Annotated in this window: 19 protein-coding genes; 12 read left to right on the forward strand and 7 right to left on the reverse strand. The window is 61.7% G+C overall.

Going from position 1 to position 21,915, the window contains the following annotated elements; genetic code table 11:
- The first annotated feature begins 40 nt into the window (after window positions 1-40).
- Together IFT66_RS08835 and IFT66_RS08840 are read left to right on the forward strand one after the other, a co-directional pair.
- Window positions 41-511, forward strand: coding sequence for a GFA family protein (locus IFT66_RS08835; protein ID WP_192077387.1), 471 nt, complete (start codon window positions 41-43; stop codon window positions 509-511).
- 157 nt (window positions 512-668) lie between these two features.
- Complete coding sequence (locus tag IFT66_RS08840) at window positions 669-1,205, forward strand: SH3 domain-containing protein (protein WP_062455533.1); 537 nt, start codon at window positions 669-671, stop codon at window positions 1,203-1,205.
- Between the two features lie 4 nt (window positions 1,206-1,209).
- On the opposite strand, the gene IFT66_RS08845 is transcribed toward IFT66_RS08840, so the two are convergent.
- A complete protein-coding gene (locus IFT66_RS08845; protein ID WP_192077388.1) occupies window positions 1,210-2,544 on the reverse strand; it encodes a D-alanyl-D-alanine carboxypeptidase in 1,335 nt (444 codons plus the stop codon).
- A gap of 512 nt (window positions 2,545-3,056) precedes the next feature.
- Here IFT66_RS08845 and IFT66_RS08850 point away from each other — a divergent pair.
- Entirely contained in the window at window positions 3,057-4,148 is a 1,092-nt protein-coding gene (locus tag IFT66_RS08850; RefSeq protein ID WP_192077389.1) for a hypothetical protein, read from the forward strand.
- 39 nt (window positions 4,149-4,187) lie between these two features.
- Here the strand turns inward: IFT66_RS08850 and glpK are convergent, their stop codons facing one another.
- Entirely contained in the window at window positions 4,188-5,681 is a 1,494-nt protein-coding gene (gene glpK, locus IFT66_RS08855) for a glycerol kinase GlpK (protein ID WP_192077390.1), read from the reverse strand.
- Between the two features lie 248 nt (window positions 5,682-5,929).
- Between glpK and IFT66_RS08860 the strand changes: the two genes are divergently transcribed.
- The 5 genes from IFT66_RS08860 (at window position 5,930) to xdhC (ending at window position 13,179) form a co-directional block, all read left to right on the forward strand.
- On the forward strand, window positions 5,930-6,880 hold the full coding sequence (locus IFT66_RS08860) for a GGDEF domain-containing protein (RefSeq protein ID WP_192077391.1): 951 nt from the start codon (window positions 5,930-5,932) through the stop codon (window positions 6,878-6,880).
- A gap of 156 nt (window positions 6,881-7,036) precedes the next feature.
- Window positions 7,037-7,813, forward strand: a complete 777-nt coding sequence (locus IFT66_RS08865; RefSeq protein WP_192077392.1) for a 3-hydroxybutyrate dehydrogenase — start codon at window positions 7,037-7,039, stop codon at window positions 7,811-7,813.
- Between the two features lie 664 nt (window positions 7,814-8,477).
- Entirely contained in the window at window positions 8,478-9,950 is a 1,473-nt protein-coding gene (gene xdhA / locus IFT66_RS08870; RefSeq protein WP_192077393.1) for a xanthine dehydrogenase small subunit, read from the forward strand.
- Window positions 9,950-12,289 carry a xanthine dehydrogenase molybdopterin binding subunit gene (gene xdhB, locus IFT66_RS08875; protein ID WP_192077937.1) on the forward strand — a complete coding sequence of 780 codons (2,340 nt, stop codon included), beginning with the start codon at window positions 9,950-9,952 and terminating at the stop codon, window positions 12,287-12,289. The genes xdhA and xdhB overlap by 1 nt, the downstream gene beginning before the upstream one ends.
- Before the next feature lie 32 nt (window positions 12,290-12,321).
- Window positions 12,322-13,179 (forward strand): xanthine dehydrogenase accessory protein XdhC, encoded by an 858-nt coding sequence (xdhC, locus tag IFT66_RS08880; RefSeq protein ID WP_192077394.1) that lies wholly within the window; start codon window positions 12,322-12,324, stop codon window positions 13,177-13,179.
- 8 nt (window positions 13,180-13,187) lie between these two features.
- Here the strand turns inward: xdhC and IFT66_RS08885 are convergent, their stop codons facing one another.
- Window positions 13,188-13,412, reverse strand: coding sequence for a hypothetical protein (locus IFT66_RS08885; RefSeq protein ID WP_192077395.1), 225 nt, complete (start codon window positions 13,410-13,412; stop codon window positions 13,188-13,190).
- A 116-nt stretch (window positions 13,413-13,528) separates the two neighbouring features.
- Here IFT66_RS08885 and IFT66_RS08890 point away from each other — a divergent pair, with 116 nt between their 5' ends.
- Window positions 13,529-14,425 carry a LysR substrate-binding domain-containing protein gene (locus tag IFT66_RS08890; protein ID WP_249406409.1) on the forward strand — a complete coding sequence of 299 codons (897 nt, stop codon included), beginning with the start codon at window positions 13,529-13,531 and terminating at the stop codon, window positions 14,423-14,425.
- 13 nt (window positions 14,426-14,438) lie between these two features.
- Here the strand turns inward: IFT66_RS08890 and IFT66_RS08895 are convergent, their stop codons facing one another.
- The 3 genes from IFT66_RS08895 to IFT66_RS08905 form a co-directional block, all read right to left on the reverse strand.
- Window positions 14,439-14,747 (reverse strand): hypothetical protein, encoded by a 309-nt coding sequence (locus IFT66_RS08895; RefSeq protein ID WP_199864795.1) that lies wholly within the window; start codon window positions 14,745-14,747, stop codon window positions 14,439-14,441.
- A gap of 257 nt (window positions 14,748-15,004) precedes the next feature.
- Window positions 15,005-15,388, reverse strand: a complete 384-nt coding sequence (locus tag IFT66_RS08900; RefSeq protein ID WP_184653649.1) for a response regulator — start codon at window positions 15,386-15,388, stop codon at window positions 15,005-15,007.
- Window positions 15,389-17,395 (reverse strand): GAF domain-containing protein, encoded by a 2,007-nt coding sequence (locus tag IFT66_RS08905; protein ID WP_192077397.1) that lies wholly within the window; start codon window positions 17,393-17,395, stop codon window positions 15,389-15,391.
- 179 nt (window positions 17,396-17,574) lie between these two features.
- Between IFT66_RS08905 and IFT66_RS08910 the strand changes: the two genes are divergently transcribed.
- Entirely contained in the window at window positions 17,575-18,528 is a 954-nt protein-coding gene (locus IFT66_RS08910; protein ID WP_446737877.1) for a GGDEF domain-containing protein, read from the forward strand.
- A 5-nt stretch (window positions 18,529-18,533) separates the two neighbouring features.
- On the opposite strand, the gene IFT66_RS08915 is transcribed toward IFT66_RS08910, so the two are convergent.
- A complete protein-coding gene (locus IFT66_RS08915) occupies window positions 18,534-18,962 on the reverse strand; it encodes a GFA family protein (RefSeq protein ID WP_184653653.1) in 429 nt (142 codons plus the stop codon).
- Between the two features lie 183 nt (window positions 18,963-19,145).
- On the opposite strand from IFT66_RS08915, the gene puuD reads away from it, so the two are divergent.
- Together puuD and guaD are read left to right on the forward strand one after the other, a co-directional pair.
- Window positions 19,146-20,387 (forward strand): urate hydroxylase PuuD, encoded by a 1,242-nt coding sequence (gene puuD, locus IFT66_RS08920; protein WP_192077398.1) that lies wholly within the window; start codon window positions 19,146-19,148, stop codon window positions 20,385-20,387.
- Window positions 20,388-20,395: 8 nt separating this feature from the next.
- On the forward strand, window positions 20,396-21,709 hold the full coding sequence (gene guaD, locus IFT66_RS08925) for a guanine deaminase (protein WP_192077399.1): 1,314 nt from the start codon (window positions 20,396-20,398) through the stop codon (window positions 21,707-21,709).
- Window positions 21,710-21,915 lie beyond the last annotated feature (206 nt).

Consider the following 21,915-nt stretch of genomic DNA (forward strand, 5'->3'; position numbering starts at 1 on the left):
GTCAGCATGATGCGCTATCTCCTCGGGGTCACCTGAGGAGATGCCGATGCCGAAACTGCCGCTCGATGGGTCCTGCCGCTGCGGCGAAATCCGCTTCCGGATCAGCGCAGCGCCGCTGGTCACGATGGCCTGCCACTGCAAGGGTTGCCAGAAGATGAGCGCCAGCGCCTTCTCCTGCTCGGCCGCCATTCCTGCCGATGGTTTCGAGGTCACAGCGGGAAAGCCTGTCATCGGCGGCATGCATGGCGACGATGTCCATCACTACCACTGCTCGCGCTGCAAGAGCTGGCTCTACACGAAGGCGACAGGGATGGACGGGTTCGTCAACATCCGGCCGACCATGCTGGACGATGCCGACTGGTTTGCGCCGTTCATCGAAACCTTCACCTCGACGAAATTCCCCTGGGCAAACACGGGCGCCACCCACAGTTTTGCGGAATTTCCGCCGATGGACGCTTACGAAGGGCTCGCCAGGGACTACCGGGCGCAGGCCGGGAGCGACGACCGATAACCCCATCGTGAGTGCATCGTGTTCCCGTTGGTGGCGTTGATTAACGCCCTGCTAACCACGACCGACTTGAATGCCGCAGCCGGCCTTAGCTGGCTGCAGCAACGATGGCGGGTTGATGAAAACAAACGGAAAAATCGGAACGCGCGCCAGAAGAGCCTTGCCCGCTCTCCTGGTCCTGATCGCCATCCTGGCACCGGTCGAAACAGGGGGCAGCGTGCCGCAGGCGCAAGCCGCGTTCAACGACGGCTGGAAGAAAGGCCGCTCGACCGGGTTTCCGATCCCCCGCTTTGTGTCGCTGAAATCACGAACGGCGCATATGCGCGTCGGACCCTCGCTGGATCACCCGACATCCTATGTCTATTCCGCCCGCGGCCTGCCGCTTGAAATCATCGAGGAATATGGAAACTGGCGGCGCGTGCGTGACCAGCAAGGCGCGAGCGGCTGGATGTTTGCAGCGCTTCTCTCCGGCAACCGCACCGCCGTGGTCGGCCCCTGGATCAAGGAGACGGTGCCGTTGCGCATCGCGCCCGCATCCGACGGGCGGCCGGTGGCGCAACTGCAAGCCGAGGTGAAACTCGATATCGTCAGGTGCGACGGCCGCTGGTGCCGCGCGCAATTGCAGAACCGGCGGCTTGCCGGCTTCGTCAGACAGGCGGATCTGTGGGGCGTCTATCCCGGCGAAACGATCGAGTAAGGCCTCAGCGCACCACGAAACAGGTCATCGACTTCGCCTGCAGCGAGGCGCAGGCGCTGGCGGCAACCTCCCGGCTGGCAAATCCGACAAACCGTGCGCGAAAATACTCGCGGGCGCCGTCCTTGTAACCCTCGACGCTTGGTGCCGCAGGGCCGAACCCGCCTGCGAGAACCGGCAGCGCCCGCTCCAGCATCGCGGTGGCTGCCCTGCGGCTGCCGGCGGCGGCAACCTGGATGCTCCAGCCTGCGGCGTTCGACGCGGCATCCACCTGCGACGCAGCGCTCGACGCATCGGCGACCCGCACGGAAGGCAAGGGAACCGGCGGTTCGATACCGGTGCGCGACTGGGTTCTGCCGCCGGCACTGGCAGCGACAGTCCTCTGGCTCGACGATGCCATGCCGGGCGAAATCTGACGGCGCGGCTGTTCGGCATAGGAGAGGACCTGGCCCGCCGCCGGAGCTCCCGCCTGGCCCCCAGGCTGGACGCCGGGACGCTTTTGCGGCTCCGCCGTTGCCACGAGCGCACCGCCTGCCGGCCGCATCGGGTTGGTATACTGATCGAGCAGCGCCGCCATCTGGTCGTCGCGCTTGCGGGCGGACTTGCCGCCCATCACCACGCCAATATAGCGCTTGCCGTTGACGACAACGGCGCTTGCGAGATTGTAGCCGGACGCGTTCACGAAACCGGTCTTGATCCCGTCCATGCCGGGATAGCGGTACATGAGATTGTTGTGGCCGCGGATGGTCCGGCCGCGGAACACGAACGACCGCATCGAAAACAGCTGGTACTCGCTCGGATAGTCGCGGATCAGCGACAAAGCCAGGATCGCCATGTCGCGGGCGGTGGTGATCTGGGCCGGATCCGGCAGGCCCGACGCATTGCGGAACACGGTCTTCGACATCCCGAGCGCCCGCGCTTTTGCCGTCATCATCGTCGCGAACCGTTCTTCCGAACCGCCAAGACGATCGCCGAGCGCCGCCGCCGAGTCGTTGGCGGATCGGATGCCGGTGGCAAGCACCGCCTCGCGCACGGACAGCGTCTCGCCGGGCTTCAGCCCCAGCTTGAACGGGATCTTCGACGCCGCGTTCGGCGTCATGACGATCTGCTCGTCCCAGGTCATCCGGCCGCTCTTGATCGCCTCGAAGGTGAGATAAAGCGTCATCATCTTGGTGAGCGACGCGGGGTGGTTGAGCACGTCGCCATTTTCGGACGCAAGAATCTTGCCCGCGCTCACATCATAGATGAAATGCGCGTAACCTGCCTGCGCCTCGGTCCGGCCGGCAGCGACCGCCAAGCATGACACCAGAAAAAACGACAGAACACGCAGCAGCCGAACCATTCTACACCTTCTCGAATTTGCGGTGCGACCATAGGCGAGCGATACCGGCATGAAAATGGCGCTGCCGAATTTTACCCGGTATGATGTGTCTTTTTATGGGACACCGGTCGGACGGCGACCGCGGCCTGCGCTGATCCAATCGGAACGGATCGTCGTGCCAAGATGATAAATAAGCAACCTGTCCGTAAGATACGGCTCAAACTGCCGGCAGACGAAAGCGCGAGAAATAAATCCTGACAGATTGTCGATGAATACATCATTCTGCTAAGAACAGTTCCACAAACCGGAAGCGGTTGACGGGATTGGGGCAGCCATTGCAGACCTATAGAAAAAACAACGACGCCGACAGGCCGGCAAGCATAGTCTTGTTTGCCGCAACGCTTTTGAATACGGCCCTTGCTTTCTCCAACAGCCTACTGTTTCCGGTCAATTCGACTATCGCGTCCGTCGCTCAATTAGCGATTACTGCAGCAGCGATTGCTGTTGCTGTCCTGCGGCGGCCGCAGCTTCCGTTGAGCTTCTGGATCGCCTGCGCCTGCCTTGCTGTCTTTGCACTCTTGGCGTCGATCTGGAACGAGCTCAATTCGAAACATTACTACGACCTGATGGTCATCCCGATCTTCATCATCTTCGGAAGTGTCATCAGGCAATTTCCGTTCAAGGCCTTCAAGCTGATCATCGCTGCGGTCGGTGTCATCTGCTTTCTGGATGCGTTCCTGGTCGGCCTCTATACCACGCTGTTCAATCCCCTCTCGTTCTTCCGCAACACCCGCGTCTGGGTCTCCGACCAGCTCGCCAGCGGCTCGGACGAGATGGGGCTTTATCTCGGCGCCAACCGCGGCGGCGGAAGTTTCTTCGGCTTCCTGACCGATCACCGGATCGGTGGACCGTTTCTGGAACCTCTGTCGCTCGGATATTTCGCAGTCGTCGCCTGCATGTTCTTCGCCGTCTGGTTCCGGCACTACCCCTGGCAACGCGCGGGCGCATTTGCCGCCTGCCTGGTCCTGGCACTGCTGGCCGACTCGCGTGTGCCGTCCGCCATGATCATCCTCTTTTTCGGTCTGTCATGTCTCCAGTCGCATATCAGAATGGCATGGTCGGCTTGGGGTCCGGCCATCGTGCTGGTCGCGGCATTTTTCTTCTACATGATGAGTGATGGCCGGCTTGCCGAGTCCGAAACCCCTCGACGCATCGCCATCACATTCGATGTCGTCACCAGTACCAACATCTTCGAGTTGTTCTCGGGCGCCTTGAACGTGAGCCGGTTCGGCGACAGCGGCATCCTCTATCTCGTCTACGCCGCCACACTCCCAGGCATGCTGCTCTGCCTCTACCTTTTCTCAGGCGTCCTGAGTTCGACCCGCCTGACGCCGCCGATCCTGCCACTGATGGCATCGATCTACATCACCACGACGGCGCTGTTCGGAGGCGCGTTTCTCTCGATCAAGACGTCCGCACTTTTGGGAATCCTGCTCGGAGCAGCATCGGTCGGCGCAGTTCGTTCCAAGTCGAAAGCACGATCGATGCGGAAACAGCCGGCTCCATTCAGTCAACCCGGCTACAAGCCCGACCTGGGAGCGGTCGGTCAACAAGCGACAAATTGACTGGTGCTAGATAAGCAAGAGGGCTGAGGCCACCCCCCCTCACCCCTTCGTCAACGTCCGCCTCACCGCGTCCTTCCAGCCCTTGATCTTGGCAACCCTCGTCTTCGGGTCCATCTCCGGCTCAAACCGGCGTTCTCGCGCCCAGCTTTTGGCAAAAGCCTTGCGGTCTGGCCAGACGCCGGCCTTGGAGCCGGCGAGCCAGGCGGCGCCAAGGGCGGTGGTTTCGAGGATCTTGGGGCGATCGACCGGCGCGTCAAGGAGGTCGGAGAGGCGCTGCATCGTCCAGTCGGAAGCAACCATGCCGCCATCGACCCTCAGCACCGTGTCGCCGCTGCGGGTCTTCCAGTCGCGGCACATGGCATCCAGGAGGTCGCGGGTCTGGTAGCAGACGGCTTCGAGTGCGGCGCGGGCAATTTCCGCCGGTCCCGTCGCTCGTGTGAGGCCGAACATGGCGCCGCGCGCCTCCGCATCCCAGTGCGGCGCGCCCATGCCGGTAAAGGCGGGCACCAGATAGACGTCCTGCTGCGGATCCGCCTTTGCGGCAAGATCTCCCGATTTCGACGCCTTGTCGATGACGCCGATTCCGTCGCGCAGCCATTGCACGGCAGCGCCCGCGATAAAGATCGAGCCTTCCAGCGCATAGGTCGTCTCGCCGTCCAGCCGGTAGGCGATGGTGGTGAGCAGCCGGTTTTTCGAAGGCACCATGTCGCGTCCCGTGTTGAGAACGGCGAAACAACCGGTGCCATAGGTGGATTTCATCATGCCCGGTTCGAAACAGGCCTGACCGATCGTTGCCGCCTGCTGATCGCCGGCAACGCCCAGGATCGGGATCTCGGCGCCGAACAGGGATTTTTCCGTCACGCCGAAATCGTCGGCGCAGTCCTTCACCTCGGGCAGCATGGCAGCCGGGATCTTGAGGATATCAAGCAGCGACTGGTCCCAGGCATTGTCGGCGATATTGTAGATCAATGTGCGCGAGGCATTGGTGGCGTCGGTGACGAAGCTCTTTCCCCCTGTCAGCCGCCAGATCAGAAACGTATCGATCGTGCCGAAGCAGAGTTCGCCCTTTGCGGCGCGCGCCCTCGCCCCCTTCACATTGGACAGCAGCCAGGAAAGCTTGGTGCCGGAAAAATACGGGTCGAGCAGCAGGCCGGTGCGCTTCAAGAATGTCTTTTCGAGACCCTCGCGTTTGAGCTTTTCGCAATAGGATGCGGTGCGGCGATCCTGCCAGACGATGGCGTTGTGGATCGGCTTGCCGGTCTCGCGGTCCCACACGACGACGGTCTCGCGCTGGTTGGTGATGCCGATTGCGGCGATCTGCGATGCCTCAAGGCCTGCGGCCTTCAGCGCCTGTTTGACGGTCAGGAGAACGCTCTCCCAGATCGCTTCCGGATCGTGCTCCACCCAGCCCGATTTCGGAAAGATCTGCGGAAACTCGGTCTGGCCGACACCGGCGATCTGCATTGTTTCGTCAAACACGATTGACCGTGTCGACGTGGTTCCCTGATCGATCGCCAGGATGTAACCCGCCATGCTGCCCTCCCTCACCATTTGCGCGTCGATCACGGTTTGAGCAGATGCCGCCGTCGCCGTCAAACCGCAACTCCCCGCCATGGAGGCTGGAATCGAGCGGGTGCCGCACCGTTATCCACAGGATCAGAGGCGAAACTGCTAAATTTCGCATTTGCCTTTTTGAGCGAGCGCCCTCTTTTGGACGCACCCATAGCTTTATGCGGTCTTTGGACCCCGCAGTGGGACTTGTATCTTCAAAAGGAGCCGGGATGAATCCGACCCCCCCGATGGCGCTGCAGCCTTTCAGGAAATCACTGACGGCCAAGATCTTCATGATCTGCTTTTTGTCCATCCACGTGCCCTTGATCGCCGTGATCGCCTATCTCGCGATCGGTTTCGAAACCCAGCCGCTCACGCTTCTTCTGTTGCTGCTCGGCGCCACGCTGATCGGCACCGTGGCCTGTCTTTCGGGCCTTTGGCTGCTGCTGCGGCCGCTCCGCAGCCTGACGCGCGCGGTCAAAACCTATCGCGACGAAGGTCAGCCGGTGCGGATGTTTTCCAAAGCCGATGATGAGATCGGCGTGCTCGCGACGGCTGTGACCTCGATGGTCGCCGAAGTCGAAACGCTGATGCAGAAGCTGCGCCACCAAGCGATGACCGACCCTTTGACCGGGCTTGGCAACCGCCGCTGGCTGAGCGAACGCGTTGCGCAGGAACTGGCACGCGCCGAGCGCCAGGCGGAACCGATCTCGGTCATCCTGTTCGATCTCGACAAGTTCAAGACCATCAACGACAGTCACGGACACGATGTCGGCGACCAGGTTCTGGTGGCAGCCGGCGAAATTGCCACCAATTATGTCCGCCCCTACGATCTCGCGGCGCGGATCGGCGGCGAGGAATTCTGCATCGTCTTGCCGAAGACGACCGAGACGGAGGCCGCTGATATCGCCGAGCGGTTGCGCGCAGCACTCGCAAAGACCACCGTCACGCCGCTGGCGCAAGGCCGTCTCACCGCAAGCTTCGGCGTCTACCAGGGGGAGGCCGGCGAGAGCTTCGCACAGATGCTGCGGGTGGCCGATACGCTGCTCTACGACGCAAAGCAAGGCGGGCGCAACCGCGTGCGCCAGGCCGCCAGAAACACGGCCGGCAACCCGGCGCGATCCCCGTATCATGCGCAGGCGACCCATGCCGCAACCGGTGCGGGCAAGCCGGCAAACTGAAGCTTGCTGCAAGGGCAAGGCTGGCGCCTGGCCCTTGGTCGCTCCCCTTCTTTCGGATCTCCTTGGCAATTGCCAGGGCGCAAGGTTTGAGCGTACCTTTCCGGTCGAGGCACCGCTCAAGCGCGGGCGCTTTGGCCTCGGGAGGGTTTTATAAAAATGGCAAGAACCGTCGTCGTCACCGGCTCAACGTCCGGCATCGGTCTCGGCATCGCAAAGGGTTTTGCAGCCGCGGGCGATACGGTCGTGATCAACGGCTTTGGAGAAAAGGACGCAATCGAGGCCGCCTGCCGGATGCTCGACGAGGCGGGTGCCGCAACCGTCCTCTACCACCCGGCCGACATGACGAGGCCCGGCGAGATCGAGGATCTGATCCACAGCACGGCGAAGACATTCGGAACGGTCGACGTCCTCGTCAACAATGCCGGCATCCAGCATGTGGCAAAGATCGAGGATTTTCCGCCGGAAAAGTGGGACCAGCTGATCGCCATCCTCCTGTCATCCGCCTTCCACACGATGCGCCACGCGATCCCGCTGATGAAAACGCAAGGCAAGGGCCGCATCATCAACGTCGCCTCCGCCCACGGCCTCGTCGCCTCGCCGTTCAAATCCGCCTATGTGGCCGCCAAGCACGGCATCATGGGCCTCACCAAAAGCGTGGCGCTCGAAGTGGCGCAATCCGGCATCACCGTCAATGCCATCTGCCCCGGCTTCGTGCTGACGCCTCTGGTCGAAAAACAGATCCCCGCCCAGGCCCGCGAAAAGGGCATCAGCGAAGCGCAGGTGCGAGACGAAGTGCTGCTGCGGCTACAGGCTACGAAGGAATTTGTCGCGGTCGAGGACGTGGCCGCCGCGGCGCTGTACCTCGCGAGCGATGCGGCACGAAGCATCACGGGGACGCATCTCTCGATCGATGGCGGATGGACGGCGCAGTAGTTTGGGCGTGGGAGGCGATTGGGAGCGAGTGCAACTGAGGAAACGGCACGTCTCCGCTTCCCTCATTCCGTCTCCCTGCGCGTGCTCTCCGTGGCCGCGCGTTGTCCTCCCCACGACCCTCATCCCTGTGCTTGTCACAGGGATCGAGTCACGCGAAGTCTTTCGCGTTGAAAGGCTCTTCCGCGTCGCGGACGCGACGCTGCTGGATTCCTGTGACAAGCACAGGAATGAGGAGAGTTGGGCGGGTGTTGCAACGGAGACGCTAGGTAGTCGCTGCGGCAGAAAGATCCGGACAACGGTCTCGGCTGAAAGGTTGCCTCCCGCGTCCCCGCCAAAAATATCTCCATCGACGGCGACCGCACTGCGAAGTAGACTTGCGCGAAGCAAGCGATGTGGGCGACGGCGCCCGCCCCCGTTTCCCTCATTCCTGTGCTCGCCACAGGAATCCAGTCACGCGAAGTCTTTCGCGTGGGAAAAGCCCTCCCGCGTCGCGGACGCGACGCTGCTGGATTCCTGTGACGAGCACAGGAATGAGGAGAGTTGCGCGGGTGTCGCGGCGGAGACGTCGGGCGTCGCGTCGCGGCAGAGACTTTGAGCGGATGCCTCGGCATCCGCCGCAATGAAATTGACAGCAGAAGCCGGGAACGGCGGACGAAGGAGACAGATGAGTTCAGCGATCCGCTTCATTCTCAACACGGAAGAGTTGAGCCTTGGAGATTTCGGCCCCACGGAAACGCTTCTCGATTATCTGCGCCTCAGAAGGCGGCTGACGGGGACGAAGGAAGGGTGTGCCGAGGGCGATTGTGGTGCCTGCACGGTGCTGGTGGGGAGGCTGAGCGAACGCGGCATGATCTATGAAAGCGTCAATGCCTGCATCCGCCTGCTCGGATCGCTGCACGGAACCCATATCGTCACGGTCGAACATCTGGCCGCAAAGGATGGCGTTCTGCATCCGGTGCAGCAGGCGATGGTCGACTGTCATGGCTCGCAATGCGGCTTCTGCACGCCGGGCTTCGTGATGTCGCTTTATGGGCTCTGGCTTTCCAACGAACAGCCGTCGCGCCAGGACATCGAAAGCGCCTTGCAGGGCAATCTCTGTCGCTGCACCGGTTACGAGCCGATCGTGAAGGCGGCCGAACAGGTGGCGGAAAGCCGCCCGAGCGCGCTGTTTGATCCGCTGGAACGCGACCGCACCGAAATCATGGGCAAGCTTTTCTCCATGCAGTCGGCGACCGACACAATCGTCGTGGAGAAAGACGGCGCCCGCTCCATCGTTCCGGCCTCGGTCGAGGCCTTTGCCGAAGTCTTTTCCCAAAACCCTGATGCAACCGTCGTGGCCGGTGCCACCGACGTCGGACTGTGGGTGACGAAGCAGTTGCGGCTGCTTGATCCTGTCATCTTCATCAACCACCTCAGCGAGTTGAAATCGATCACCATCGAGGATGGAGGGGTCTCCATCGGCGCCGGCGTCAGTTATGCGGATGCGCAAGGCGTGATGGATGCGGTGGTTCCCGCCATCGGCCGGTTGATCGACCGGATCGGCGGCAGCCAGGTGCGCAACATGGGCACGATCGGCGGCAATATCGCCAACGGATCGCCGATCGGCGACACACCGCCGCCCCTGATCGCGCTGGGTGCCGAACTGACGCTGCGTTCCCATTCCGGTCGCCGCACGATGCCGCTCGAGAATTACTTCATCGCCTATGGCAAGCAGGACCGGCAGCCCGGCGAGTTCGTCGAAAAGATCGTCGTGCCGCGCCCGGCAGAAGACAGCCATTTCGCCGTCTACAAGATTTCCAAGCGCCGCGACGAGGACATTTCGGCGCTCTGCGGCGCGTTTTACCTGATGCTCGATGCGGAAGGGCTGGTCGAGGAGATCCGCATCGCCTTCGGCGGCATGGCGGCAATCCCGAAACGGGCGACCCATGTGGAAGATATGCTGATAGGACAGCCCTGGAGCTGGGGCGTGGTATCGGCCGTGCGCGACGCGTTCGATGCGGATTTCCAGCCCCTGACCGACTGGCGGGCGACCGCTGAATACCGCAGCCTGACCGCCAAGAACCTGCTGACGCGGTTCTTCCTGGAGACCGCCGGAGCACCGAGCGAGATGCACCGGTTCGAGCTGGAGGAAGCATGATGGACAACACAAGCTTTCCGATGAAACCCGTGATCGACGGCCCGATGCATGTGTCGCTGAAGCATGATTCGGCGCACAAGCATGTGACCGGGCAGGCCGAGTATATCGACGATATTCCAGAACCCGCAGGCACGCTGCATGGCGGGCTGGGCCTTGCCGATCGCGCCCATGCGCAGATCGTCTCGATCGACCTCGAAGCCGTGAAAGCAGCCCCCGGCGTCGTCTGGGTGATGACGGCAGAGGATATTCCGGGTGCCAACGACGTCGGCTCGACCGGACGCCATGACGAGCCGCTGCTGGCGACCGATCTCGTGCAGTTCCATGGCCAGCCGATCTTTGCAGTGTTTGCGGAAACGCGCGACCAGGCCCGGCGGGCAGCACTTCTGGCGAAGATCGAGTATAGCGACCTTCCCCACTGGAGCGACATCGCAGGTGCGCGCGACAATGGCGCGCCATTCGTGACCGAGCCGATGACGCTGAAACGCGGCGAGCCTCAAGCCGAGATCGGCAAGCCGCCGCTTCGGGTCCAGGCCTCGATGGAAATCGGCGGCCAGGAGCATTTCTACCTCGAAAGCCACATCGCCTTCGCCATTCCGGGCGAGGATGACGACGTGATCGTCTGGTCCTCCACTCAGCATCCGAGCGAGGTGCAGCATATGGTGGCGCATGTGCTGGGCGTGCCGAACCACGCGATCGAGGTGCGCACGCGACGGATGGGCGGCGGTTTCGGCGGCAAGGAGACCCAGGGCAACCAGTTCGCAGCTCTTGCAGCCGTTGCGGCAAAGAGGCTCAACCGGGCGGTCAAATTTCGGCCGGACCGCGACGAGGACATGTCGATCACCGGAAAGCGCCATGATTTCCGCGTCGATTACGATATCGCCTTCGACGAGGAAGGCCGCATCCACGCGGTCGATGCGACCTATGCGGCGCGTTGCGGCTTTTCCGCCGATCTCTCCGGTCCCGTCACGGACCGGGCGCTGTTTCACGCGGATTCGAGCTATTTCTACCCGCATGTGCACCTGACCTCGCAGCCGTTGAAGACCCATACGGTTTCCAACACGGCCTTTCGCGGGTTCGGCGGGCCGCAGGGCATGCTCGGCGCCGAACGGATGATCGAGGAAATCGCCTACGCGGTCGGCAAAGATCCGCTCGAGGTGCGCAAACTCAATTTCTACGGACAGCCCGGCTCCGGCCGCACCACGACCCCCTATCATCAGGAGGTCGAGGACTGCGTTATCGCCCGCATTGTCGAGGAACTCGAACAGTCGAGCGACTATCAGGCGCGGCGCCAGGCGATCCTTGAGTTCAACGAGCAAAGCCCCGTCATCCGCAAGGGCATCGCGCTGACGCCGGTCAAGTTCGGCATCTCGTTCACGCTCACCGCCTACAATCAGGCAGGCGCCCTGGTGCATGTCTATAACGACGGTTCGATCCACCTGAACCACGGCGGCACAGAAATGGGCCAGGGTCTTTATACCAAGGTGGCGCAGATGGTGGCCGATGTTTTCCAGGTGGATATCGACAGGGTGAAGATTACCGCGACCACCACCGGCAAGGTGCCGAACACATCCGCGACGGCCGCCTCGTCTGGCTCCGATCTCAACGGCATGGCCGCCTACGATGCCTGCCGCCAGATCAAGGAGCGGCTGGTGGATTTCGCCTGCCGGCAGTGGAAGGTGGACAAGTCGGAAGTGGAATTCCTGCCCAACCGCATCCGCATCGGCGGCGACACGGTGCCCTTCGATACATTCGTGAAGGCCGCCTATTACGACCGGGTCCAGCTTTCTGCGGCCGGTTTCTACAAGACGCCGAAGATCCATTGGGACCGGGCGGCCGGAAAGGGCCACCCGTTCTACTATTTCGCCTATGGAGCCTGCGTGTCGGAAGTCTCGATCGACACCCTGACCGGCGAATACATGATGGATCGCACCGACATTCTCCATGATGTCGGCAAATCGCTCAATCCGGCGATCGATATCGGCCAGATCGAAGGCGCCTTCGTGCAGGGCATGGGGTGGCTGACAACCGAAGAACTGTGGTGGGACGCCAAGGGTCGCCTCAGAACGCACGCGCCCTCCACCTACAAGATCCCGCTCGCCTCCGACCGGCCGAAGATTTTCAACGTGCAGCTGGCGGAATGGTCGGAAAATGCCGAACCGACCATCGGCCGCTCGAAAGCCGTCGGCGAGCCGCCGTTCATGCTGGCGATCTCGGTTCTCGAAGCGATCTCGATGGCGGTGGCAAGCGTTGCCGACTATACCGCCTGCCCGAGGCTCGATGCGCCCGCGACGCCGGAAAGGGTGCTGATGGCGGTCGAACGGATGAAGGCTTTGGGGTGAAGCGCGATGCCGCAGCCGTATGAGCCCCAACCATGACCCTGCCGCTTGCCGCGTTTCTCGCCGCCAACCCCGCATCGATCCTCGTCGAGATCACTGAGGCAAAGGGTTCGACGCCGCGTGAGCAAGGTACGTTCATGCTGGTGAGCAGCAGTGCGATCTGGGGCACGATCGGCGGCGGCCAGTTCGAATATATGGCGATCGACAATGCGCGTGCCATCCTGGCAGGCTTGGGCGCAGCGGTGATGGATATTCCGCTGGGGCCTGAGATCGGCCAGTGCTGCGGCGGTCGCACGAAACTCGTGTTTACTGTCGTGACGCCTGAAGTCGCTACGGATCTGCAAACCCGTATCCGCTTCGAAGAGGACACGCGCCCCGAAATCTACCTGTTCGGCTGCGGCCATGTGGGTCTGGCGCTGGCACGCGCCCTCGTGCCCCTGCCCTTTGCCGTCACGGTCATCGAGACACGCGCCGAGGCGCTGGAGGGACTGCCGCTAGAAGTGTCCGCAAGGCTGACCGCCATGCCGGAAGCACATGTGGCGGAGATTGCGCCGGGTGGCGCGGCTGTCATCCTCACCCACGACCATGCGCTGGATTTCCTGATCGCCGAACGGGCGCTTTCGCGGGGAGACCTCGCCTATGTCGGCATGATCGGCTCTGCCACCAAGCGTGCGACATTCTCGAACTGGCTGCAGCGGCAGACGGAGGATCGCGAGACGAGTTCGGCGATGATATCTAGGCTGACGCTGCCGGTCGGCAATATTGCGGCCGATGGCAGCGTCAAGGACAAGCGCCCGGCCGTGATCGCAGCGCTGGTCGCCGCCGAACTGCTGCACTGCGTCCCGGCCCGGCAACCGGTCGAGGACGGGTTGCCGGCACGGTCTTCGGTCTGACACGTATCTCACGGAAAGCGCTGGTAGCGATCCACCTCGGCCCACGCCTCGGAACGGAAGCGACGCTTGACGGTGCTGGGCGAGATCCTCTCGTCGAGCAGACCGAAGGCCCGCAGTTCGTCCTCGCTGACATTCTCCACGTCGCACCGCCGGCGGGCGCCTGCGATCATCGATGTCAAAAAACCCACGCTTGATTTCAGGCGCAGAAATGCAGCGCGCAAACCACTGAACATGGCCGCTTCTCCCTTGTTGAGTCATCACTGATTTGATGTTTGTGCTTGGAAGATGCGCGCAAAAATGCTCCGTTTCCAATGGAACATCCGTCTGTATGGATGAAGAGGGCTTATCCATGAAAATGTCGACGAACTTTCCGCTGAACGCTCTTCGCGTCTTCGAAGCGGCAGCGCGGCACCTGAGTTTCACCAGGGCCGGCGAAGAGCTGGGCATGACGCAGACGGCCGTGAGCTATCAGATCAAGCTTCTCGAGGAGACGCTCGGCGACCAGCTGTTCCTGCGTCGGCCGCGACAGGTGTTGCTGACGACCGCCGGCGAACGGCTGGCACCAAAAATATCGGAAGCGTTCGGCATCATGGACGAGGCTGTGGCGGGAACGAAGGAACTGTCAGAGAGCACGCTGGTCATCCACACGACCGCGACATTCGCATACCGGTGGCTCGCCCCTCATCTCGGCACATTCCAGATGCAGAACCCCGACATCGCGGTGCGGCTCGAAACCTCCCAGACCGTGGTGGACTTCACCCGGACCGAAGCCGACGTGGCGATCCGCAGCGGCACCGGCCACTGGCCGGGACTGACCTCGCATTTCCTGATGAAGAGCGATTTTACGCCGATGCTGAGCCCGGTGCTGGCCGAAACGATCGGCGGCGTTCGCGAGCCGGCCGACATCCTGAAGCTGCGGATCATCGACGCGGGCGATGTCTGGTGGCGGCTGTGGCTTGAAGCGGCCGGCATTCCCGATGCGGATCTCGGGGGACGACCGAACAGTCGTTTCGGGGCACAGGCTTTCGAGGCGGCGGCCGCGATCGCCGGACAGGGCGTGGCGATTCTGAAGCCCGAATTCTACGCCGACGACGTTGCGCTCGGACGACTGATCCAGCCGTTCGAACTCAGGGCCTCGGACGGCAACGACTATTGGTTCGCCTATCAGGAGACGCGGCGGCATTCGAAGAAAATCCGCGCCTTCCGTGATTTCATGCGACTTATGATGCCGAGTTTCCGAGACTGATCATGCTGGTCGTTCAAAAGCCCATGTCGGGTGCGTAGAAACAACGCAACGTGTCTTCCGTCGGATAGAGACAGATGTGATATTCGGAATCGGTGCTGCGACGGGCCTCGCTCTGCGGCAGCTGGAAATCATGGGTGCGGGTGACCAGACGGTGGTCACCCGGCTTCAGGATGATTTCGTAACCGCCGCTTGTGATCCTGACATTCCTGGTCGGGATCCTCTGACAGTCGCCGGTATGATTGTTGCCGTTGCAGCAGTAGGAATCGTACTTGAAGCCGCTCACGGCCTCGTGCGCCCGCCCCTGTGGGGTGGGAATGCTCAACGTGGATACGCCGGATACAAACGCAATCACCGCGCCCGTTGGAAGGCACCGCCTGCTCGGCGTCATGTCACTACGCATAAGCCTGTTCTCCGTTGATGAATGTCATCTCCGGCGACGCGCTCAACGCAATACCCGGCACCGCCGGAGGACTTGCAAAGCTTACAATACGCGAGTCGGCTGGTGCCGCTAAACAAAATAGTGCGGCGCACAACTTGCCTATTAGATTTTTCTTAAGGAACCAACACTCAGGCAGGTATTCAGAGGTGCGAGACCATCCGGTGCAGCTGGGCGGCGATCTTGGCGGCATCGTAGGGCTTGCTGTAGAACACGCTGCGGGCCGGCATATCGTCCTTGCCGAGCTTCACATGGCCGGACACGATGATGATCTCGATCGGCGGCCAGCGGTCGCGCACCATGGCGGCCAGCCGCATTCCGTTCATGCTGCCCGGCATATCGATGTCGGTAAAGACGATGCGGATATCCTTACGGTCCTGGAGAATTTCGACTGCCTGATCGGCACTTCGAGCCTCGACGGCTTCGAAACCGGCTTCTTCTACGAGGTCCGTCGCCATCATCAAGAGCAGCGGTTCGTCCTCAACTACGAGTACGACGTGCCTTGAAGGCGGGGTATGTGATCCCATTCAGATATCTGCCTGCTGGAGCTGAGGGAGAGACGCGTGCATCTGGGCGACGAAGCCCGATGGTTCATAACGAACGCTAACGCCGCCTGTTCCGGCCAGTCCCATACGAATAAGTTTCGATCCAAACCCATTGGCCTGCGGTTCGGCAACCTGGGGCCCGCCGCTTTCCTGCCAGCTGAAGTTGAACGACGAAAGATCGCCCTCGCCTTCCACGTGCCAATTGATGGCAACGCGGCCTGTCGTGTTGGAGAGACTGCCATACTTGATCGCGTTGGTGGCGAGCTCGTGCAGCACGAGCGACAGCGACAGCGTACCCTTGGGTCCAAGCATGATCGGATCGCCGACGATGTCGATCCGCTCGCGCACGGAGAGACGGTCGAGCGTCTTTTCAACGACGTTGGAAACGGGGGCACTGCTCCAGTTACGCTCGAGAAGGATTTCGTGCGCGGTGCTCAGCGCATGCAGGCGACGCTCGAAAGCGTCCACGTGGTTGCGCTCCTTGACCGGACGCAGGGTCTGGGAGGCGATGGCCTGCACCATGGCAAGCGTGTTTTTCAGACGGTGCCCGAGCTCACGCTGCAAAACCATCTGTTCGGCCTCGGCATGCACGCGGGCAATCGCTGCCTGGATGCGATCGCCAAAGCTGCGCAAGAAAGCCAGTTCTTCGGTGCTCCACGCATAGGGATGTGTGTGATGGGCGAACACGACCAGATTGAAACGCCCCTGATCCATGATCGGCACATTGACGAGGACGCGGATATCGAGATCCAGCAGTGCCTGCGCATTGTCGCGGGTTCTCGGGTCCTGCGTGACATCGGGGATGACGACGGGGTTGCCAAGCCTCAGATCGTTGATGAACGAGCCGTAATCACGGAAGTGATGCCGGCCGGAAAGAGACACGACACCGGGCGCCGTCCATTCCGGCTGCATCAGCACCGTCTCGTCAGCAAGGTTGACGATGCCGAAACCGGCGCGGGTGGCATCCAGTGCCTTGGCCATCAGGTCGGCCGCCGCCATCGCCATGGACTCTGTGTCGGTCAGATGATTGAGACGGTCGCCGAAATCGAGCAGAGCCTGGACGCGGGCGGCCGCCCGCTTGATGACTGTGACGTCCTTCACCGCACCGATCATCTTGATCGGCCGTCCGCTCTCGTCGTGAACGAAACTGGCGGTGCGCGAAATCCAGCGGATTCCGACATCCGTGTTGATGCGATACTCGACGTCGAGCGAATCCGTGGCCTCCCGACGGCCGAGGTCGCTCGACTGCAAGCCCCGGTCGCTCTCCACGACCATTCCCTCAAACAGGGAGGACGGATAGATTGGTGCGACGGGCAGATGGAAGATGCGGCAAAAGGCCGGCGACGTCTTGGCCTGACCGGTCTCGATATCCACTTCGAACGTGCCGACGCCGCCAGCCTCCTGGGCAGCCAGCGTCTCGTTTGCAGCGGCCCGCATATGCGATGTCAGGCTCTTCTGCCGGCGAAACAGATCGTCCTTGCGCTGCGACAGCCGGCGCGCTTCAAACAGCGCAATCACCTGGCCTGCAAGCGCGCGCAGTCCTTCGCGCTGTTCGTTGTCGAGACCGTGCGGCCGCGGCACACTGTCGATGACGCAGAGGCTGCCGATGGTGATATTGTCGGGCGTGATCAGCGGTGCGCCCGCGTAAAAGCGGATGAATGGCTCGCCGGTCACCAGCGTGTTGTCGCGCGTGCGCGGATCGTCCTTGAGATCGGGAATGATCAGAAGATCGGAACTGGCGAGCGCATGGCGGCAGACCGACTGGGAGAGCGGCGTTTCAGACGGGCTGAACCCGACACGCGCCTTGAACCACTGGCGTTCCGCATCGACAAGACTGATAAGCGCCACCGGCGCCTTGCAAAGCGCGGTGGCGATCTGGACGATCCCGTCGAACTCCGGTTCAGACGGAGAATCCATGATGTCGTAGGCTTCGAGGGCCTCGAGACGATCGAGAAGGGCGGCGTGTTCGTCGAGATCGGCGATGAGCAAGGGAAACTCTGAAAATTGCAGTTGACGCTAAGATAGGGCGCAAAAATGATTTGTCACCACTGCACGGTCACTGCTGCTGCTCAACCGCGTATACCGCGGGTTGAAACAAATTGCCTAACCGATCATTCATAAGTAACAGCTAAGAAATACGCAGACAGAGACTCACATTCTGGGACATCATGGCCTTGAACGACGACGCGACGCTGCGGCAGATGGCCGGGCTGATGGAAGTTGCAGGCGTCCTGATCGCAGTGTTCGATCAGGACGACAGGCTACGTTTCGCCAATCGTGCGTTCCGGGACGCCTGGTGCCTCGACGAGACCGAAAATCCGCTCTGGTCGGAGATGATGCGCCGCAATTTCCTGTCAGCGCGCGGCACGGTCATCAAGGCGACGGATTTCGAGACATGGCTGCGCTCCACCCTTTCGCGGCGCGGCAAGACCGGCTTTCGCGCCTACGAAACCGACCTTCACGACGGCCGCTGGCTCTGGATGACGGAAACCATGCAGCCGAACGGCTGGATGCTGTGCGTTGCAAGTGACATCACCTCGATGCGCCCCGACGAAAGAACGCTCCGGCAGGACCGCGACGACGCGATCAGGGTCTCCCAGATCGACGAACTGACCGGCATTCCAAGCCGGCGGTTCGCGATGGCAAAGATCGACGATCTGTTGCGCTCGCAAGGTGGCGCGCCGTCGCAGCCGGCCGGATGCCTGGCCGTGCTCGACATCGACAATTTCAAATATATCAACGACCGTTTCGGCCATTCGGTCGGCGATGCGGTGCTGAAGGACTTTGCCAAGACACTGCACAGCCATGTGCGAAAGACCGACGTACTCGGCCGTGTCGGCGGCGAGGAATTCGTGCTGATCCTGCCCAATGCATCACCGGAAAACGCGCTGACGATCGTCGGCAAGATGCTGGAGGCGGTGCGTCACTCGCGGCCCGTCGCGGAACAGCAGAGCTTCCGCTACACGTTTTCTGCAGGCATCGCGTCCGGCGACAGCGGCGATAGCGCCGCCGACCTCTACCGGCGCGCCGACTTGGCGCTCTACGCCGCCAAGATGCGGGGCCGCAACCAGGTCTGCCTTGATCCGGAAACACGCCTGGGACGGGTTACTGCCGCTGTCTGACAGCCTCAGGATGTCGAGTATCTGAGGACACCTGCAATCCCCGAATTTGGATCGGCACCCGTATCGGCCGGATGACGGACGCCGTCCATGACCGTCACTTCGGGGAAATCGAACGGACTGACACCTTCGATGCAGGCGACATTGATGCCGAACTGCTCCGGATTTGAGCGCCGCTGGTGATGGGTATAGATGCCGCAGGTCTTGCAGAAATAGTGTTTCGCAGTCCCCGTATTGAACTGATAGAGCGTCAGGCTGTCCTCGCCTTCAAGGATGGTGAGATCGCTCAGCAGCGCAGAGGCAACGACGGCTCCCCGCATGCGGCAAAACGAGCAGTCACAGCGCCGGATCGTGTTGAACCCATCCGACAACCTGACCCGCAAGCGCACCGCGCCGCAGTGGCACGAGGCATGATGGGGTTCTGCGGTTTCGCTCATGGGTAGCTCCTCGATCCTGATACGCTCGAAAGCTAGTCCGGATGGACGGGCACGGCAACCTCGCCCGCTCCCCTCATTGCCATATGATCTGTATCGGAATGACGGCGGCGTCCGCCCCTCTTCCCTCTCGATCCTTTTTTGCCCAAAGTGCGCTGCAGGGGAACTGAATCGGGAACACACGGAATGTACGAATACGCGATCGCCTGGGAATGGCTGAGCTTTGCAGCGCGCTGGTTTCACGTCATCACTGCGATCGCCTGGATCGGCTCGTCCTTCTACTTCATTGCGCTTGATCTCGGGCTGGTGAAGCGGGCACATCTTCCCGTCGGCGCCTATGGCGAGGAATGGCAGGTGCATGGCGGCGGGTTCTATCACATCCAGAAATACCTGGTGGCGCCGGCGCAGATGCCGGAGCACCTGACCTGGTTCAAGTGGGAAAGCTACGCCACCTGGCTCTCCGGCTTCGTGATGCTGTGCATCGTCTATTATGGCGGCGCAGACCTGTTCCTGATCGACCGCACGGTGATGGACCTGTCATCCCTGCAGGCGATCGGCCTTTCGCTGGCGTCACTCGGTATCGGCTGGGTCATCTATGACCAGCTGTGCAAATCGCCTGTCGGCAAGAATACCTGGGCGCTGATGGGCATTCTCTATGTGGTTCTGGTCGCGATGGCCTGGGGCTACACGCAGATCTTTTCCGGCCGGGCGGCCTTCCTGCATCTCGGCGCCTTCACCGCCACGATCATGTCTGCCAACGTCTTCATGATCATCATGCCCAACCAGCGCATCGTCGTCGCCGACCTGATCGCCGGGCGCACGCCCGATCCGAAATACGGCGCGATTGCCAAGCAGCGTTCGCTGCACAACAACTACCTGACCCTGCCCGTCATCTTCTTCATGCTGTCGAACCATTATCCGCTGGCGTTTGCCACCCATTTCAACTGGGTGATCGCGGCGCTGATCTTCCTGATGGGCGTGACGATCCGGCACTGGTTCAACACAACACATGCGCGCAAGGGCAAGCCGACCTGGACCTGGCTGGTGACGGTGCTCCTGTTCATCACCATCATGTGGCTTTCGACGGTGCCGAAAGTGCTGACCGGCGAGACCGAGATATCGAGCGCATCGGCCATGACGCCGATCCAGCAGACATTCGCATCCGACACGCATTTCGTCGCGGCGCGCAACGTCGTTCAGGGGCGCTGTTCGATGTGCCATGCAGCAGAACCGGTCTGGGAGGGCATCACATTCACGCCGAAATCGGTGAAACTGGAAACCGATGCGGAGATTGCCGCCCACGCCCGCGAGATCTATATCCAGGCCGGCCGGAGCCACGCCATGCCGCCAGGCAACGTGTCCGCCATCAGCCCCGAGGAGCGCCGTCTTCTCGTTGCGTGGTATGAAAGTGCGATAGCGTCGAAATAGAGTTTTAGATGACCGATACCCTGATCCGCGGCCGCCTCCTGTCGTTCAAGCGCGCCCCCCTCGCGATGACCGACACCGACAGCTATCTGTACGAGCACGACGGCGCCCTGCTGGTCTCCGGCGGCCGGATCACCGCAACCGGCGACTACGCGCAGGTCAAGGCGCAGGCGACGGCCGACGTCGAAGAGATCGATCACCGGCCGCACCTCATTCTGCCGGGCCTGATCGATACCCATGTGCATTTTCCGCAGATGCAGGTGATCGCGTCCTATGCCGGAAATCTGCTGGAATGGCTCAATACCTATACATTCCCCGAGGAATGCCGCTTCGTCGAAAGCGATCACGCGACGCGCATCGCCACCCATTTCTACGACGAGTTTCTGCGCCACGGCACGACGACGGCGGTTGCCTATTGCTCCGTCCACAAGACTTCCGCCGACGCCTTTTTCGCCGAGGCGATGAAGCGCAACATGTGCATGGTCGGCGGCAAGGTGATGATGGATCGCAATGCGCCGCAGGGCCTGCTCGATACCGCCGAGATGGGCTATGACGAAACCAGAGCCGTGATTGCCGAATGGCACGGAAAGGGCCGCAACCACGTCGCCATCACGCCCCGCTTTGCCATCACCTCGACGCCGGGCCAGATGAAGGCGGCGGAAGCGTTGGCGCAGGAATTCCCCGACCTGTTCATCCAGACGCACCTCTCGGAAAACCACGACGAAATCAAGTATACTGCCGAGCTCTATCCGGAAGCGACGGACTATACCGACATCTATGCCCGTTACGGCCTGCTGGGGAAAAAGACGCTGCTCGGCCACGCCATCCATCTCTCCGAGCGTGAGGCAGATACGCTGTCGGAAGCCGGCAGCATTGCCGTGCATTGCCCGACCTCCAACCTGTTCCTCGGTTCCGGCCTGTTTCCGCTGAAAGCCTTGAGGAGGCGCGAAAAGCCCGTCCGTGTTTCCGTCGCGACCGATATCGGCGGCGGTTCCAGCTATTCGATGCTGAAGACCATGGACGAGGCCTACAAGATCCAGCAACTGCTGGGCGAACGTCTCAATCCGCTCGAAAGCTACTACCTGATTACCCGCGGCAATGCGGAGGCGCTGGGCATGGAGGCCGACATCGGCACGCTCGACATCGGATCGATGGCCGACCTCGTCATCCTCGACGCCGGATCGACACCCGCAATGCGGCTTCGGATGGAAACGGTGAAGACCCTGCCCGAAGAGCTGTTCCTGCTGCAGACCATGGGCGACGACCGCGCGGTGGTGGAAACCTATGTTGCGGGCAAGGCGATGAAGACGGGGCTCGACGCGTGAGCGGCAACGCCGCGAAATGACATACGAACATCACCGCCATGCGCAACCTGCGCAAGAAACATTAAGAAAAGATCCCGCAATCGCTGCATGTTTGCAGTAATATCTCTATTTAATTGTATTTAAACTATAACTTATTACCCCTGTTCCCTGACAGAACATCCACTGGCAGCCATGAAGGCAGAGCGCAGCTGTCATGCCACGTTAGT

Origin of the sequence: Rhizobium sp. CFBP 13726, from assembly GCF_014841925.1 — a bacterium.
Taxonomy (GTDB): Bacteria; Pseudomonadota; Alphaproteobacteria; order Rhizobiales; family Rhizobiaceae; genus Neorhizobium; species Neorhizobium soli.

What these genes read in the sequence shown, in the direction of transcription:
- IFT66_RS08900 (WP_184653649.1), bottom strand. Translation starts at nt 15,388, where the DNA reads ATGGGATCACATACCCCGCCTTCAAGGCACGTCGTACTCGTAGTTGAG.
- IFT66_RS08865 (WP_192077392.1), top strand. Translation starts at nt 7,037, where the DNA reads ATGGCAAGAACCGTCGTCGTCACCGGCTCAACGTCCGGCATCGGTCTC.
- IFT66_RS08890 (WP_249406409.1), top strand. Translation starts at nt 13,529, where the DNA reads ATGAAAATGTCGACGAACTTTCCGCTGAACGCTCTTCGCGTCTTCGAA.
- xdhA (WP_192077393.1), top strand. Translation starts at nt 8,478, where the DNA reads ATGAGTTCAGCGATCCGCTTCATTCTCAACACGGAAGAGTTGAGCCTT.
- IFT66_RS08860 (WP_192077391.1), top strand. Translation starts at nt 5,930, where the DNA reads ATGAATCCGACCCCCCCGATGGCGCTGCAGCCTTTCAGGAAATCACTG.
- puuD (WP_192077398.1), top strand. Translation starts at nt 19,146, where the DNA reads ATGTACGAATACGCGATCGCCTGGGAATGGCTGAGCTTTGCAGCGCGC.
- xdhB (WP_192077937.1), top strand. Translation starts at nt 9,950, where the DNA reads ATGGACAACACAAGCTTTCCGATGAAACCCGTGATCGACGGCCCGATG.
- xdhC (WP_192077394.1), top strand. Translation starts at nt 12,322, where the DNA reads ATGACCCTGCCGCTTGCCGCGTTTCTCGCCGCCAACCCCGCATCGATC.
- IFT66_RS08915 (WP_184653653.1), bottom strand. Translation starts at nt 18,962, where the DNA reads ATGAGCGAAACCGCAGAACCCCATCATGCCTCGTGCCACTGCGGCGCG.
- guaD (WP_192077399.1), top strand. Translation starts at nt 20,396, where the DNA reads ATGACCGATACCCTGATCCGCGGCCGCCTCCTGTCGTTCAAGCGCGCC.
- IFT66_RS08835 (WP_192077387.1), top strand. Translation starts at nt 41, where the DNA reads ATGCCGATGCCGAAACTGCCGCTCGATGGGTCCTGCCGCTGCGGCGAA.
- glpK (WP_192077390.1), bottom strand. Translation starts at nt 5,681, where the DNA reads ATGGCGGGTTACATCCTGGCGATCGATCAGGGAACCACGTCGACACGG.
- IFT66_RS08910 (WP_446737877.1), top strand. Translation starts at nt 17,575, where the DNA reads ATGGCCTTGAACGACGACGCGACGCTGCGGCAGATGGCCGGGCTGATG.
- IFT66_RS08845 (WP_192077388.1), bottom strand. Translation starts at nt 2,544, where the DNA reads ATGGTTCGGCTGCTGCGTGTTCTGTCGTTTTTTCTGGTGTCATGCTTG.
- IFT66_RS08885 (WP_192077395.1), bottom strand. Translation starts at nt 13,412, where the DNA reads ATGTTCAGTGGTTTGCGCGCTGCATTTCTGCGCCTGAAATCAAGCGTG.